The 14865-nt window shown below is 71.8% G+C and carries 15 protein-coding genes; 6 read left to right on the top strand and 9 right to left on the bottom strand.

Annotated features, from left to right (window positions below; all coding sequences use genetic code 11):
• Nucleotides 1-66 precede the first annotated feature (66 nt).
• Nucleotides 67-1470: a uracil-xanthine permease family protein gene (locus AB5G72_RS01040; protein WP_440221532.1), complete on the bottom strand. Its 1404-nt coding sequence runs from the start codon at nt 1468-1470 to the stop codon at nt 67-69.
• A 139-nt stretch (nt 1471-1609) separates the two neighbouring features.
• On the opposite strand from AB5G72_RS01040, the gene AB5G72_RS01035 reads away from it, so the two are divergent.
• A complete protein-coding gene (locus AB5G72_RS01035; RefSeq protein WP_440220734.1) occupies nt 1610-2860 on the top strand; it encodes a molybdopterin molybdotransferase MoeA in 1251 nt (416 codons plus the stop codon).
• A gap of 83 nt (nt 2861-2943) precedes the next feature.
• Nucleotides 2944-3432: a BLUF domain-containing protein gene (locus tag AB5G72_RS01030; RefSeq protein ID WP_440220733.1), complete on the top strand. Its 489-nt coding sequence runs from the start codon at nt 2944-2946 to the stop codon at nt 3430-3432.
• 105 nt (nt 3433-3537) lie between these two features.
• Here AB5G72_RS01030 and AB5G72_RS01025 read toward each other — a convergent pair whose 3' ends face one another.
• The 4 genes from AB5G72_RS01025 to AB5G72_RS01010 form a co-directional block, all read right to left on the bottom strand.
• Entirely contained in the window at nt 3538-3693 is a 156-nt protein-coding gene (locus tag AB5G72_RS01025) for a DUF6131 family protein (protein ID WP_096906278.1), read from the bottom strand.
• Nucleotides 3694-3787: 94 nt separating this feature from the next.
• The gene (locus tag AB5G72_RS01020; RefSeq protein WP_440220732.1) at nt 3788-4450 is read right to left on the bottom strand and encodes a TenA family protein; all 663 of its coding nucleotides are present in this window, start codon (nt 4448-4450) and stop codon (nt 3788-3790) included.
• Nucleotides 4447-5067 carry a class I SAM-dependent methyltransferase gene (locus AB5G72_RS01015; RefSeq protein WP_440220731.1) on the bottom strand — a complete coding sequence of 207 codons (621 nt, stop codon included), beginning with the start codon at nt 5065-5067 and terminating at the stop codon, nt 4447-4449. The genes AB5G72_RS01020 and AB5G72_RS01015 overlap by 4 nt, the downstream gene beginning before the upstream one ends.
• The gene (locus tag AB5G72_RS01010) at nt 5064-6092 is read right to left on the bottom strand and encodes an AraC family transcriptional regulator ligand-binding domain-containing protein (RefSeq protein ID WP_440220730.1); all 1029 of its coding nucleotides are present in this window, start codon (nt 6090-6092) and stop codon (nt 5064-5066) included. Before AB5G72_RS01010 ends, AB5G72_RS01015 begins: the two co-directional genes overlap by 4 nt.
• Before the next feature lie 102 nt (nt 6093-6194).
• On the opposite strand from AB5G72_RS01010, the gene AB5G72_RS01005 reads away from it, so the two are divergent.
• Complete coding sequence (locus AB5G72_RS01005) at nt 6195-8513, top strand: fatty acid desaturase (protein ID WP_440220729.1); 2319 nt, start codon at nt 6195-6197, stop codon at nt 8511-8513.
• 7 nt (nt 8514-8520) lie between these two features.
• Here the strand turns inward: AB5G72_RS01005 and AB5G72_RS01000 are convergent, their stop codons facing one another.
• The gene (locus AB5G72_RS01000; protein ID WP_069388761.1) at nt 8521-9606 is read right to left on the bottom strand and encodes an NADH:flavin oxidoreductase/NADH oxidase; all 1086 of its coding nucleotides are present in this window, start codon (nt 9604-9606) and stop codon (nt 8521-8523) included.
• A gap of 85 nt (nt 9607-9691) precedes the next feature.
• Here AB5G72_RS01000 and moaCB point away from each other — a divergent pair, with 85 nt between their 5' ends.
• Together moaCB and AB5G72_RS00990 are read left to right on the top strand one after the other, a co-directional pair.
• The gene (moaCB, locus tag AB5G72_RS00995) at nt 9692-10747 is read left to right on the top strand and encodes a bifunctional molybdenum cofactor biosynthesis protein MoaC/MoaB (protein ID WP_440220728.1); all 1056 of its coding nucleotides are present in this window, start codon (nt 9692-9694) and stop codon (nt 10745-10747) included.
• Nucleotides 10744-11196, top strand: a complete 453-nt coding sequence (locus AB5G72_RS00990; RefSeq protein WP_163375253.1) for a molybdenum cofactor biosynthesis protein MoaE — start codon at nt 10744-10746, stop codon at nt 11194-11196. The genes moaCB and AB5G72_RS00990 overlap by 4 nt, the downstream gene beginning before the upstream one ends.
• 5 nt (nt 11197-11201) lie before the next feature.
• Here AB5G72_RS00990 and AB5G72_RS00985 read toward each other — a convergent pair whose 3' ends face one another.
• Nucleotides 11202-12749, bottom strand: a complete 1548-nt coding sequence (locus AB5G72_RS00985; protein WP_440220727.1) for an HNH endonuclease signature motif containing protein — start codon at nt 12747-12749, stop codon at nt 11202-11204.
• A gap of 88 nt (nt 12750-12837) precedes the next feature.
• Nucleotides 12838-13464 carry a nucleosidase gene (locus AB5G72_RS00980; RefSeq protein WP_283468064.1) on the bottom strand — a complete coding sequence of 209 codons (627 nt, stop codon included), beginning with the start codon at nt 13462-13464 and terminating at the stop codon, nt 12838-12840.
• Between the two features lie 91 nt (nt 13465-13555).
• Here AB5G72_RS00980 and AB5G72_RS00975 point away from each other — a divergent pair, with 91 nt between their 5' ends.
• Complete coding sequence (locus AB5G72_RS00975; protein ID WP_440220726.1) at nt 13556-14221, top strand: hypothetical protein; 666 nt, start codon at nt 13556-13558, stop codon at nt 14219-14221.
• 13 nt (nt 14222-14234) lie between these two features.
• On the opposite strand, the gene thpR is transcribed toward AB5G72_RS00975, so the two are convergent.
• Nucleotides 14235-14825 (bottom strand): RNA 2',3'-cyclic phosphodiesterase, encoded by a 591-nt coding sequence (gene thpR, locus AB5G72_RS00970; RefSeq protein WP_440220725.1) that lies wholly within the window; start codon nt 14823-14825, stop codon nt 14235-14237.
• Nucleotides 14826-14865: the final 40 nt, after the last annotated feature.

Raw genomic sequence — 14865 nt, 5'->3', positions numbered from 1 at the left:
CCCTCCGCGGTCGCGTGGCTCCGAGTGTAGGGGGCACCGTCAGGCGGCGCGCGACCCCCCGTCCGGTCACCTACCCGCCGTGTCCCCGTCCGCGGCGCGCCCCTGTGGGGTGGGGACGTCCGGGGCGGGGACGTCCGGGTTCGGCCCCAGCAGCGTGAGCTCGTGGATCTCGTCGCGCTCGGCCTGGCCCCGCAGCTGCGGCGCGATCGCCCGTCCCAGGTGGTAGCCCAGGACCACCACGAGGGTGCCCAGCGCGATGCCGCCGAGCTGGAAGTCGTCGGTGATGAGCAGGGTCGTGTCGCCGACCGCGATCACCACACCCGCCGCCACCGGCACCAGGTTGAGCGGGTTGCCGAAGTCGACCCGGTTCTCCTTCCAGATCTTGGCGCCGAGCAGGCCGATCATGCCGTAGAGCACCACCGTGATGCCGCCGAGCACGCCGCCCGGGGTCGCGGAGATCACGGCCCCCAGCTTGGGGGAACACCCCAGCACGATCGCGGTCAGCGCGGCCACCACGTACGCGGCCGTCGAGTACACCTTGGTCGCGGCCATCACGCCGATGTTCTCGGCGTACGTCGTCGTCGCCGATCCACCGAACGAGGTCGCCAGCACGGTTCCCGCGCCGTCGGCGGCCAGGGCGCGGCCCATCAGGCCGTCGGTCTCGGTTCGGGTGATCTCGCCGATCGCCTTGACGTGCCCGGCGTTCTCGGCGATGAGCGCGATGACGCCCGGCACCACGAGCAGCACGAACGCCAGCGAGAAGTCGGGCGCGTGGATACCCACCACGCCGGCGGCCTCGTCGGTCATCGGCGGCAGCCCGATCCACGGCGCGTCCCACACTCCCGACCAGTCCACGCGCAGGTGCTCGGTCACCTCACCGGCGGTGGCGTTGAACGAGGTGATGGGCCCGGTGACCAGGTCGAGCACCCAGGACAGGACGTAGCCGAAGACCAGGGACAGGAAGATCGCGATCCGCCCGGCGAAGCCCTTGAGCCCCACGGTCATTCCGATCAGCACGACCATCACCGCCAGTGCGACCCACTGGTCCTGCGGCCAATATGTCTCGGCCACCACCGGCGCCAGGTTGAAGCCGAGCAGCATCACCACGGCGCCGGTCACCACGGGCGGCAGGATCGCGGTGACCACGCGGCCGCCCACGACGTGCACGATGAGGCCCACCACCAGCAGCGTCGCGCCGGCGACGAGCATGGCGCCGGTCACCTCGGCGCTGGTGCCGCCCTGCGCGCGGATCGCGGCGACCGCGCCGACGAACGCCACCGAGGTGCCGAGGTAGCTGGGGACCTGCCCCTTGACCACCGCGAGGAACAGGAGGGTGCACACGCCGGAGAAGAGGATCGCCAGCTGCGGGTTGAGCCCCATGATGATGGGGAAGACGAATGTCGCGCCGAACATCGACACCACGTGCTGGGCGCCGATCCCGATGGTCCGCGGCCAGCTCAACCGCTCCATGGGGGCGACCACCTCGCCGGGTCTGATGTTCTTGCCGTCGCCGTGTACCGACCAGAGACCCACTTCTTCCCCACTCTCGCTGCGTCCGGCCGCACTCGCGCGGACCGTAGGCACAGTACAACGCGGTTACGGTGGTGACATGACCTCCCTGCCCGACAGGCCGAGCCGCCCGTCCCCCGCCGAGTACCGCGAGCTCCTGCGTGCGCACCTGGAGCCGGTCCTCGAGCGGGCCGCCCGCAGTACGCACCTGCCGCTCGCGGCGTGCTCCGACTCGGTGCTCTCGGCGGCGTTGCGGGCGTCGGTCGACCTGCCGTTGTTCGTGAACTCGCAGATGGACGGGTACGCGGTGCGCTCCGCTGACGTGGCCGGGGCGGGACCCGACTCGCCGGCGCGGCTGACGGTGGTCGGGGCGGTGCACGCCGGTGACGGGCCGGGACCCGATGTCGACGACGACGAGGCCTGCAAGATCATGACCGGAGCGCCCGTCCCCCGGGGTGCCGATTGTGTGGTGCCCATCGAGGACACGACCGTGAGCGAGACCGACCCCACTGTCGTCCTGGTGCATGCGCCGCGGTCGCGGGGCGAGTTCATCCGTCGCCCGGGGGACGATGTCCGGGCCGGCGACGTGGTGATCGACGCCGGGGTGCGGCTACAGGCGCGGCACCTGGCGGCGGCGGCCTCGCTCGGGGAGTCGGGACTCGATGTGCGGCCGCGGCCGCGGGTCGGGGTGGTGGCGACCGGTTCCGAGCTGGTGGCGCCGGGGCGGCCGCTCGCGCCCGGCCAGATCTGGGAGTCCAACTCGATCACCCTGGCCGCCGCGCTCAAGGCCTGCGGCTGCGAGGTCACCACGACGCTCATCAGCGGCGATGACCGCGCGGCGTTCACCTCGACTCTCGACGAGGCCGCCGGCGACGCCGACCTCGTGGTGACCGTCGGCGCGGTGTCGATGGGCGACGCCGAGGTCGTGCGCCAGGTGCTCGCCGATCGCGAGGGCGCCCGCTTCGCGCCCATCGCCATGCAGCCCGGCGGCCCGCAGGGGCTCTCGCGCTGGCGTGACACTCCCGTGGTGTGCCTGCCGGGCAACCCCGTGAGTGCGATGGTGTCGTTCGTCGTGCTCCTGCGGCCGGTCATCCTCGAGGCCGTCGGCCGCGCGCCGGTCCGCCCCGTCCGCGCCCGCCTGTCCCGCGACGTCACCTCGCCTGCCGGGCGGGTGCAGTACCTGCGGGCGGCGCTGGCCGCGGACGGCGACGGCCTGCCCACCGTCGATCCGGTCTCGGGCCCCGGCTCGCACCTCGTGGCCTCGATGGCCCGGGCGGACGTGTTGATCGAGATCCCCGCCGACGTCACCTCACTGGAGTCCGGCGCCGAGGTCGACGTCCTGCCGCTGTAGGGGCACGCCGTACAGTCCGGGGGAAGGTGCGTTGACCAGCCTGCGCACGTCGTACTTCGCCGCAGGCGAGAACGGGGGTCCCGATGCGTTCCGACGCCGAGCCGACCGCGGAGCAGACCGCGGTGCCGGACGAGGGCCTTCTCAAGTACCTCGTGTACACGAGTACGCCGACCAGGCAGATGGTGCCCGAGGACTTCGAGTCGATCCTGCGCACTGCCAGGCACCGCAATCGTCTCGTGGGGATCACCGGCATCCTGCTCTTCCGGGACGACTGCTTCATCCAGTTCCTCGAGGGCCCACCGGCCGAGATCGATGCCCTCCTGGACGACATCATCGCCGATGAGCGGCACCACCACCTCCGCGTGATCCTCACCGAGACGACCGTCGAACGCAGCTTCCCCGATTGGCGGATGGGATTCGGGACGCCCGGGGCCCACGAGCCAGCCGGCCTGCCCGACGAGCGCGACAGTTTCAACGACCTCGCCGCCGGTGCGGACGGGGGCACGGTGCGACGGGCGGCCGACGACGTGTCGACCTGGTTCAAGGTGAAGGAACACTCCGCCGCGTCCTGACCCGGCTCAGCAGACGTGAAAATGAAGAGCGTCCGACGCACCCGCTACAAGCGGACTGTGCGCCGGACGCTCGTGCTCACTCCGGGTCAGATGTGACCCGGCGTGTCAGAACCAGTGTTTACGTCCACCGACCGCGCGGCCTGCCGCACCGAGGATGACGAGGATGACGCCGATCGCGATGAGCACGAGACCGATCGTCCAGAGGATGGGGATGTCCAAGAGGAATCCGAGGATCAAGAGAATTGCGCCAAGAATGATCATGAAGTCGTCCTTTCACCGTAATTTTTGGGGAACGACTGAGCGTACCCACGTCCCACAGAGTCCGCGACCGATCGCGCCCGGTCACGCCCGCGCCTCATCCCGTGCTGTCGAGCGCCTGCTGCCAGAAGTCGATCTCCAGCCGGGTGGCCGTGCGGAACACCTCGGTGAGCTCGTCGAAGCGGCGGTCGGTGAGCCCGCCGTCGGACAGCACGTCGAGCTGCTCGATCGCGGCGCCGGCGGCGGCGGTGAACTCCTCGCCCGAGTACTCGGAGATCCATTCGCCGTACGGGTGCTCGCCGTCGTGCTCGGCGAGCCGGGGCGCCAGGTGCGCGCCGATCTCGGCGTAACCGATCGTGCACGGGGCCAGCGCCACATGCAGGTCGAGCCGGTCCCCCGCCATGCCGGAGTCCAGCACGTACCGGGTGTAGGCGACGGTGGCCTGCTTCTCGGCGGCGGCCTCGAGATCGGCACGCGGGATTCCCCAGCGTTCGGTGAGCCGCAGGTGTAGCTCGGTCTCCGCGAGGATCGCGCCGGTGGCCTGGTGGGCGGCGGTGATGTCGGCCAGCGTCCGGCTCTTGAACGCCGCCAGGGCGTTGGCCCGCGCGAACTGCACCAGGAAGTGGAAATCCTGCACCAGGTAGTCCTGGAACACCGCGAGCGGCAGGGTGCCCTGCCCGAGCTCGGTGACGAACTCGTGTTCGGTATAGGCCTCCCACTCTGGACGGCAGCGGTCTTTCAGGGTCTCGAACAGGGTCACTCGGCTCTCCCGTCGTGGGCGGACGTCAGGCGGGCGACGATCGCGCCGTGAGGTCGAGCTCCCGGCCCGGTCCGCGTGTAGGTCTCGATCACCTCGAAGTCTGCCATCCGCAACTCCTCCGACAGGGCCTCAACCGGCCAGCGGTAGGCCCCGGCCACGGCGTGATCGAACCGTTCGACCTCCGCGCCGTGGAAGAACCCGAGCAGTAGTCCGCAACCGGGGCGCAGACACCGCGCCATCCGCACGAGCGTCGGTCGCACGGTGGCCGGCTCGTGGTGGATGAGCGAGTACCAGGCGAGAATCCCGGCGACCTCGCCGGGCGGCCGGGGTAACGCGTCGAGGTCACCCACCTCGAATCGACACCCGGGATGAGCTCGGCGGGCGTGACTCACGAACTCCGGTACCTGGTCGACTCCGCGCACGTCGACGCCCCGGGCCGCCAGGTGGCCCGTCCAGTGCCCTGGGCCGCAGCCTGCATCGATCAGCGGCCCGTCGAGCTGATCCGCCCAGCGCGCGACCAGCTCGAGGTCCGAGGGGTGGACCGACGCGATGGAACCGAGGTGGTCGATGTACTCCTGTGCGCGGCTCGAGTACGCCGCTCGGACCTCCCCGGTCACGACGACCTCCCCCGTCGGCGACTCGGCTGTGCACCCTCCCACCGGCGGAAACTGCGGGAGAAGGTCGCGGTCTCGGAGTAGCCCAGCTCGGAGGCCACCTCGGCCACCGGGACGTCGTGCACCAGCAGCTCGAGCGCCCGCTGATGCCGCACCTCGTCGACCAGCGTCCGATACGAGGTCCCTTCCGCTGCGAGGTGGCGTCGCAGTGTGCGGACATCGACGTGCAGTTCCGCTGCCACGTCCGCCATCGACGGCCAGGTTCCGCGCTCGTGCCGGAGCCGGCTGCGCACCTGGCCGGCCACGCCGACCCGCGCGAGCCTGTCGGCGAGGAGCTCGCGGCACTGCCGCTCGAACACTCGCGCCGTGTTCTCGTCGCCCTGCGGCAGCTCGGCCTCGAGGGCCTGTCGCGAGACGGTCAACCGGTTGCGCGCGGCGTGCGGCGTGACCGTGTCCGGCGCCAGGCTCCACGCGTGCCCGACCAGCGCCGCGCTCTCCGGGCCGAGGGTCGTCTCGAGCGAGACCGGCCCCAGGTCGATCCGGGCACCGCGGAACGCCGCGGCCAACCCTGCCAGGTCCCGCTCCACGACGAAGGTGCGCACGTCGGCGGGGATCTGGTCGTCGGCGGCGACCAGGACCGCCCCGCCGTCCGGGCCGTCCACCTCGAGAGAGAACTGCACGTGGGTCGGGGACAAGGCGAGATAGGGGATCGCGCGATCGATCGCCGCCCGCACGGTGGGGCCCGCGAGCATCATGAAGCCGATGACGCCGGTCCGTCCGATGGTGGAGTGGGCACCGACGCCCGCTCCCAGCCCGGGCCGGTCTCCGAGGCGCGCGAGCAGGGTGCGGATCACCGTGAACTCCTGGTGCGCCCAGATCTGCGCGGTCTCGTCGTGGAGGTCGCCGGGATCGAGGCCCGTGCCGGCCAGGCACTCCGTCGTCGTCATCCCGTGGGCCAGCCCGCCCTCCACCATGATGCGGACGCCCTCGGTGCCCCGCGGCACCGCCCACACCGGCGAGGAGTCCATCGGCCGACCGTAACAACACCGGGCGGCAGATGTCCGAAAATGCCAAATCCGCGCCCGTTTGCGACCTTCCCGCGCCCGCGTCGGGTGGCTAGCGTCACAGTCATGACTCTCGCCGCACGCGCAGGAACCGCCCAGTCAGCCGGCCACACCGGCCTCGCCGACGAGATCCGGGCGCTGTACGCGCGGGCCAAGGCCGCCGTCGGCGAGGACGACCTGGCGCACATCCGCAACGTCACCGCCTACGGCCGGGCGATCGACGCCCGTCGCCGCGAGTTGCTGCGCGAGGGCGGGCCGCGGGCGATCCGGCGGGCCACGGCGCTGGAGATGATGTACCGGCTCATGCAGTTCTCCGAGCTCGGGCACAACATCGTCCACGGCAGCTACGACCACCTGCCCGGCAACGGCGACTATCACTCCGACCGTTACGAGTGGGACTTCAACGTGGACGTCGACCACTGGAAGACGATGCATCACGTGGGCCACCACCCCAACACGAACATCGTCGGCAAGGACCACGACCTCGGCTACAGCATCTTCCGCGGCAGCGCCGGACAGGACTGGTACGGCCACCACCTCGGTCAGGTGGCGCTCATCTCGGCGCTGGCGGCCGCGGCCCCGGCAGCGGCTCCGTTCTTCCTGGCCAACATCGCCCGCAAGGTCTCCGGCCGGCCGTTCCTCAGCTCCTACACCCTGCGCTCGCCCGCCCGGATCGCCGGACGCGACCTGAGGCGTCGCTTCATCGACGAACCGTTCCGCTCGGGGTGGAAGCCGCTGCCCACCCTGCTGGCCAACTACTCCGGCGGCGTCACCGGCTACATGGCCGTGTTGTTCCTCGTGTTCATCGAGCACCACGCCGGCGAGCTGGAGCTGTTCACCGACCCCGGCCCCGACGAGACCGCCGACCAGTACTACGAGCGACAGATCCGGGCGACCCGCAACTTCCTGCCCAGCACGCAGATGGACGACGCCCTCGCGCGGGTCCTGGAGGAGGAGGTGCCGTTCGCCGATCGCCCCGACCTGCGGATCTTCTACGGCGGCCTCGACACCCACGTCGAGCACCACCTGTTTCCCGATCTGCCACCGTCGATGCAGCGCAGGATCGCCCCGGAGGTTCGGGCCATCGCTGCCAAGTACGGGCTTCCGTACCACGAGACCCCGCTGCTGGAGACCGTGCCGCTGATCGCCAAGACGCTCACCGGCCTGTCGGTGCCGTTCGGCGAGCGCGAGTTCGGCCGCCCGTCGGCGCTGCTGCGCGACCCCGCCTCGCTCGTGCGCCGCGTGCGCGCCGGGCTGTCCTACAGGCCCCTGCCCGAGTCGCCGTACCTGGACAAGCCGCGCTTCCACAACGTGCCGGTCAGGGTCCTGTCCGCGACGCCCGCCGCCGACGGCCAGGCCGTGTCGGTGCGGTTGGCCCGCCCGCGCGGCTGGGAGGACATCGGGTGGGATGCCGGGGCGTACGTGTCGCTCCGGGTCGCCGGCGGAGGCGATCACGGCGGCGATGGTCAGGGCGGCGAGGAGTCGGTCCGCCAGTACAGCCTGGTCCGCGACAGTTCGGACGCGGAGGCGGATGCCGGGGGCGCCATGGAGATCTGCGTCAAGCGCGTCGAGGGCGGGCGGGTGTCCACCCGGCTCAACGACTCGTTGCGCGCGGGCGACCACGTGACACTGGTCGGCGTGCCGCAGTCCTCGGGCGACTTCCCGACGCCCTCGCCGGGTGCGAAATCCCTGCACATCGCCGGCGGGGTGGGGATCACCCCGATCATCAGTCTGTTGCGCCGCATCGCCCGCGACGCGCGCCGCGGCCAGCCCGACGGAGCCACCGGTACCCGCCCCGACGCGACGCTCCTGTACGTCAACCGCGACGACCGCTCGATCATCTTCGAGTCCGAACTCCGCGAGCTCGCCCGCGACTCCGGCATCACCCTGCACCTGTTCACCGATGCACCGTCCGCGCGCGAGGACCTGGTCACCGGCCGACTCGGCCCAGAGCTCCTGCAGCGCGTGGTTCCCGACGCCGCCGATCGCGAGACCTACGTGTGTGCCCCGGCCGCGCTCATCGACCTCACCCGCGGGTGGCTGCGCGACCTGGGCCAGCCGGAAGAGCATTTCCACGCCGAGTCGTTCACCGCGCCCGAACTGGACCGGCCCGACGACGACGGCAGTCGCTACACCGTCCGTTTCCGCCGCACCGGCACGGCGGTGGAGATCGACGGCGCCACCACTCTGCTTGAGGCGGCCGGCCGCGCCGGGATCGCCGTCCCCACCGGCTGCCAGCGCGGGCTGTGCAAAGCGTGTGTGACGCCCAAGCTCAGCGGCACCATCCGCGCGGAGGCCGCCGACCGTGCACCCGGCGCCGTCGCGCAGGAGCGCGTCACCGTCTGCACCGCGCTGGCCTGCTCGGACGTCGAGCTGGATCTCTAGTCGGCCGTCACCACTTCCCGCGCGTGTACTGCGGCGGGTACGGGGCCCGCCGCCAGTCCAGGCCGAGTTCGGCAGCCGCGCGCTGTGGCCAGGCGGGCTCGCGCAGTGCGGCGCGCCCGAGGAACACCACGTCAGCGCGCTCGTCGACCAGCAGCTGTTCGGCGTACTCCGGGTCACTGATGAGCCCCACGGCGCCCGCCAGGACTGCACCCGACGCGCGCACCTCCTCGGTCAGCGGCACCTGGTAGCCCTGCTCCAGTTCGACCGGCGGCCGGTCGGGGGTGTTGGCGGCCGAGGAGACGTCCACCAGGTCGACCCCGTGCTCGGCGAGCCGGCCCGCCAACCAGCGCGAATCCTCCGGGGTCCAGCCGCCGGGCACCCAATCCGTGGCCGAAATTCGGACGAACAGTGGCTTACCTTCCGGCCACACCTGCCGCACCGCGTCGCAGATCTCCAGCAGCAGCCGGGCCCGGTTGTCGCGCGAACCGCCGTAGGAGTCGTCCCGCTCGTTGGACAGCGGCGAGAGAAACTCGTGGATGAGGTACCCGTGGGCGGCGTGGATCTCCACGACGTCGAACCCGGCGTGGTCGGCGCGGCGGGCGGCGTCAGCGAACGCGGTCACCACCGCGCGGATCCCGTCGACGTCCAGCGCCTCCGGTGTGGTCATGTCACCGAACCCGATCGCCGAGGGCGCGACCGTCGTCCACGCACCCTCCTCGGGCGGAAGTGAGCCGACCGGGTATCCGGGCCACGCCCGGTACGCCGACGCCTTCCGCCCGGCGTGCGCCAGTTGGATGCCGATCGCCGCCCCCTGGGAGTGCACGAAGTCCACGATGGGCGCCCACGCATCGCGCTGCGTGTCGTTCCACAGCCCGGCGTCCTCGGGACTGATCCGCCCCTCCGGCACCACCGCCGAGGCCTCCGCGAGGATCAGGCCGAACCCGCCCTGCGCCCGCGCGCCCAGGTGCACGAGATGCCACGGCGTGGGCACCCCGTCACGGTCCTCGCACGAGTACTGGCACATCGGCGAGAGCCACACCCGGTTCCGGATCTCGAGGTCGCGGATACGGATCGGTTCGAAGAGCATCGCCATGTCCGCGATTAAACCCGCATCCCGTGACGCCCCGCCTCGCCGCACCCCCGGAGCCCGCCGCACCCGGCCGACTACCGTGAACGGCATGACTGACGCGCCGACCGGACAGGGCTCATCACCCGAGCCGCAGCTCACCCACCTCGACGCCGAGGGCCGCGTGCGCATGGTCGACGTCGGCGACAAGGCCGTCACCACCCGGACCGCCACCGCCGAGGGGGTCTTCCGCACGCGCCCCGACGTCGTGACCATGGTCGCAGGAGACTCGCTGGGCAAAGCCGACGTCCTGGCCACCGCCCGCCTGGCCGGGATCGGCGCGGCCAAGAAGACCTCCGAGCTCATCCCGCTGTGCCACCAGATCCCGCTGAACTCGGTCAAGGTGCACTTCGACCTCGACGACGAGGCCGGCGAGATCCACGTGAAGGCCACCGCCAAGACGACGGGCAGGACGGGTGTCGAGATGGAAGCCCTGACCGCCGTCTCCGTGGCCGGGCTGACGCTGCACGACATGGTCAAGGCCGTCGACCCGCTCGCCACCATGGACGGGGTCCGCCTCGCCGCCAAGACGGGCGGCAAACGCGGTGACTGGACGCGAGAATCCGAGGAGACGACCGGGAACGACGACGACGAGGTGACGCGCGCGAACACCGGGCCCGCCGCGCTCGATTCCGGCCGAAGTGGTGTCGTCGTCGTCTCCTCCACCGCCGCCGCGCACGGCCACCGCGAGGACACCACCGGCCCCGCCATCGAGGGTTGGCTCCTCGAGCGCGGTTTCTCGCCGGTCGAGGTGCACGTGGTGGCCGACGCCGACATCGCCACGGCCGTCACCGAGCACGTCCGCCGCTCCCCCGCGGTCCTGTTCACCACCGGCGGCACCGGGGTCGCCCCGGACGACCGCACGCCGGAGGCCACCGCGCCGCACCTGGAGCTGGAGCTGCCGGGGGTCGCCGAGGCGATGCGGGCCCGCGGCCTGGCGGCCACGCCGACGGCGGCGATGAGCCGCGGGCTCGCGGGCTTCGCCGGACGTACCCTGGTTGCGAACCTGCCGGGCTCGACGGGCGGAGTCCGCGACGGGTTGGCGGTCCTCGACGACCTGCTCGAGCACCTGCTCGACGTCCACGCCCACGGAGGAGGACACCGATGAGCGTCTCCAGTCCGCTGGTGGACATCACCGACCGGGAGATCGACCCGCGCGAGGTCGAGAAGGCCGTGTGGACCAGCGCCGACGGGGCGATGGTGACGTTCTCCGGCGTCGTGCGCGACCACGACGGGGGCCGCGAGGTCCACGACATCGAGTATTCGGCTCACCCCACGGCCCGGGACACGCTCGCCCGGCTCTGCGACGAGGTCGCGGTCGAGCACACCTCGGCGGCCGATTCCGGGCGCACGGTCCGCGTCTCCGCCGTCCACCGCGTGGGCGTGCTGCCGGTGGGCGAGGTCGCGGTGGTGGTGGTCGCTGTGGCTCCGCATCGGGCCGAGGCGTTCGCGGCGTGTTCGGAGCTCATCGAGCGTCTCAAGCACGGGGTGCCCATCTGGAAGCGGCAGCGCTTCACCGACGGCGTCTCCGAATGGGTGGGCGTCGGCGACTGCTGAGTTGGTCAGGCCGGCCGTCTGCGGGGTCGGTACCTGTCCTGACCCGGCGGATTGATGAGTGTGCCGTCGTCGGCGACGATGCGGTCGGCGAAGGCGTTCCACTCGCGTTCCCAGATGGCGTCACGGGCACGGGCCAAGGGGCCCTTGGGTCTGGTGCGGTGTTCGTGTCCGGTGTCGGTGATGATGACGAGTTCACCCAACGGCCCGGACCGGTAGGCATTGGTTCCGAACGTCTTCTCCCGGTGGTGTTTGCGGCACAGGCAGACGAGGTTCCACTCGGTGGTCGGCCCGCCGAGCTCGGGGTCCTTCGTGTTGAACGCGATCACATGGTCCACGTCGCAGGCCTCGGCGGGAACCGAGCACCCGGGGTGGCGGCAGGTGCCGTCGCGCATGCGGATTCGCTCGGCCATCGCGGGGGTGATCACGTACCGCAGGGCGTGTTCCGGGGAGTCGAGCACGCCGGGGGCGGGGTCGATGAGCTCGAACCGCACGCTCGCGTCGTCGCCCTCGAGCAGTTCCGTGCAGAGCCATTCGACGCTGCTGTAGGTGCCGTGGACGAACTCGACACGGTTGGGCAGGCCCCGGGCCGCGGAGGCGATCACGCTGATGCGGATCGGCTGACCGGCCCGCGCGGCGTTGCCCAGCGTGGGCCGGGGGAGGTCCGCCCCGAGCCTGATGTCGCCGAGTGCGATGCCGTCGTGCTCGGACGCAGGGGCCGGGTCGGAGCCGGAGCCTGAGCCGGGGCCGGGGCTGGTCGTGGACGGGTCACCAGCAGGCGGATAGACGGCGAGCGCGGCGAGGGCGTCGGCGCGGAGCTGATCCAGGGAACCGTCCAGTCCGTCCGCCGAGGCGGCCGACGCATCGGTCTCGATGCGACGACGGAGGAGCTCGGCATCGGCGGCGGTGAGCTTGGCCCACATCGTGGCCATGCCGTTCCGGTCGCCGCGGAAACGGACCGAGCGGGTGGCGGCCGCCGCTGCGGCGGCGTCCTGCGCGGCAGCCGGGTCGTGTCGCTCCACGGCGTCATCGATCGCCGAGTCCACTGCGTTGCGGGTCGGCCGGTCGCCACCGTCGAGATCGTCCGTGAAGCGCGCGACCACCTCGTCCTCCACGATCGACACGATCGCGTCGGACACCTCCGCCAGGCGACACGCGATATCGACCGCCAATTGCTCGGGCAGTAGCCCGCGGTCGACCGTGGATCGCAGACGGGGCAGCCGCCGGTGGATCTGCGTCCCGGCCGTCACCAACCGCGCGGCGTGCCAGCACGTGAGCTGACACGCCGCCACGAGGTGATCGCGGGCCCGGGCCTGCGGATCCAGCCGGGCGTACGCGGGTCGGCGCGAACCGGCGCCGGCCTCGTCGGCCTGCTCCGCCTGTGCCTGCTCGGCCCGGGCGAACTGTTCGACCAGGACATGTGCCGCCTCCAGCCGTGTGGCCCCGGCGCGGTTCTGCGCCAGCGTCGCGGCGCGGGCCGCCTCGCTGACGGCCTCCATGTCGACCATGCCGAGGGGTTCGGGTACGGCGAACAGTGCACTCGTCGTCGTCACCATTCCACCCCCTCCGCCACCGGCATCGAACCTACATTCGACAATACCCGCACCGGCGCACTAGCACAAGGGTTCGATCATTTTCGATCACTCATCCCAACCTGGTACCCACCCACTGCGCCAGGATCCGCGCGCAGGCGTCGACACCCTCGACCCACGTGGTGCCCGCGGACTCGTCGGCGGCATCCGAGACGTGCTTGACCAGTCGCGTGGGCACGCCCAACATCGCGCCCGCCGCGGCCACCGCATACCCCTCCATGTCCACCAGGTCGGCGATCCCGGCCAGGCGGTCCCGCACCGGGCCGCCCGCGACGAAACTGTCGCCGGTCGCGAGCACTGGCGCAGCCGATCCCCCGGGCCCCGACGGCGCGGCGGCGTGCTCGGGGGTCACCGCGCGCGTGGCGGACAGCGCCAGCGGCGGGCCGTCGTGCCGGCCGGTGACGGCGTGCAGGGCGGGGTCGTCGAAGTCGTGCTGGAACACGGTCGCGATCTCGTGCGTGCCCTCCATGCCCGGGTGCAACCCGCCCGCGGTGCCCACGTTGACCAGCTCACGCGGCCGTGCCCCGCCACCGAGCGCGTGCGCGACGGCCACGGCCGCGCGCACCTTGCCGACGCCGGTGACGAGCACCGGGAAGTCGGTGACGAAGTGCCGTGCCTCCTGCTCCAGCGCGACGACGACGAGAGGGTGAGCCGGATCGACGGTCCCGATGAGTTCCACGCGCCATACGGTAGCCGTCGCGGGGCCCACCCGAGTCCGCCGCCGGGCCTACGGTGGAGTCGAACCACCCCGAGGGAAGAGGTCGTCCGCGATGTCCGTCCATGCCGCGCCCGTCACCACAGCACCCGTCACTACAGCGACCGCCGACCGGCGCCGCGCCCTGCTCGCCCTGCCCGCCGCGGCACTGCTCGCCGCCGCCGGCTGCTCGAACGGCACCGAGGACGCGCAGGCGCCCGAGACCGTCACGGCCACGGTCAGTGCCCCCGTCGAGGTCAGCTCCCCGGCCACCGAGCAACCCGCCGGCGACCGCCGGGACCAGGCCACCGACTTCGACCGCGCCAACTGCGACACCGAAGTCTCCGGGCAGGACGTCACCGGCGATGTCACCGTCCGCGACGGGCAGACGTGCGTACTGTCCGACCTCACCGTCACCGGCGACATCGACGTCCTCGGCGGCGGTCGACTCGAGGCGACCACCATCCGCGTCACCGGGGACATCGAGGCCGAGGGGCACGCCTTCGTCCTGGTATCCGGCGGCGAGGTAGCCGGGTCGATCGAGCTGGACCGCGGTCGCGAGGCGATCGTGGAGAACGTCCGCATCGGTGGCGACCTGGAGTCGGAGGAGAACACCGATTCGCAGCGGTTCGAGGGCAACACGATCGGCGGCGATCTCGAGTGCGAGGCCAACGCCCAGACCCCGACAGGTGGCGGGAACCAGGTCGGCGGCGGGCGCGAAGGCCAGTGCGCGATGCTCTGACCGGCTGCCCGATTCACCCCACGGGCGGGTCCCACCAGCGTCGCTCGCCCGCACCCAGCGGCAATCGGGCGACGACCTCGTGGCGGGCCCGGCCCCGCGGCCCCTCGCCGAGGAACGAGTCGACGAGTGCGATCTCGGAGACCTCCCACCGGCTGCTCGTGAAGGTGTCGAGCACCCGCAGCCAGGCGGTCGCATCGTCACGGCCGCCGAGCCGGGCGAGCGTGAGGTGGGGACGGAACCGGGCGCCGTCCGGGGCGCAGCCCGCGGCGTTGACGGCCGAACGGGCGCCCGCGGCGAGCGCGTGGAGCGGCCGCCCCTCGGGCTGGTCGATCCCCGCCCACAACACCTTGGCCCGCTCGACGGACGGGAACGCCCCCGCGCCGGCCAGTCGTAGCGTGAACGGCTCGTGCTTCCGGGCGACCGCCTCCACACGCTCGGTCAGCTCGTCGAGGCGCCAGTCGTCAACGTCGGGACAGAACGTCAGGGTGAGGTGCCACTGGGCGGGGTTGGTCCACGCCAGGCCCGGCCGCGGCTCGAGGAACCGCTCCAGTTCCTCGCGAACCTCGTCGGGCGGTACGACCGCGACGAACATCCGATGCCCCATCACCCCACCGTGGACCATGCGCCGGTGGTCCACAAGCCCG

The sequence above is a fragment of the Dietzia sp. MNB45 genome, assembly GCF_051994785.1.
GTDB lineage: Bacteria > Actinomycetota > Actinomycetes > Mycobacteriales > Mycobacteriaceae > Dietzia > Dietzia kunjamensis.
The sequence above is the reverse complement of the archived record's forward strand: the minus strand, read 5'-3'. Positions and strand labels throughout refer to the sequence as shown.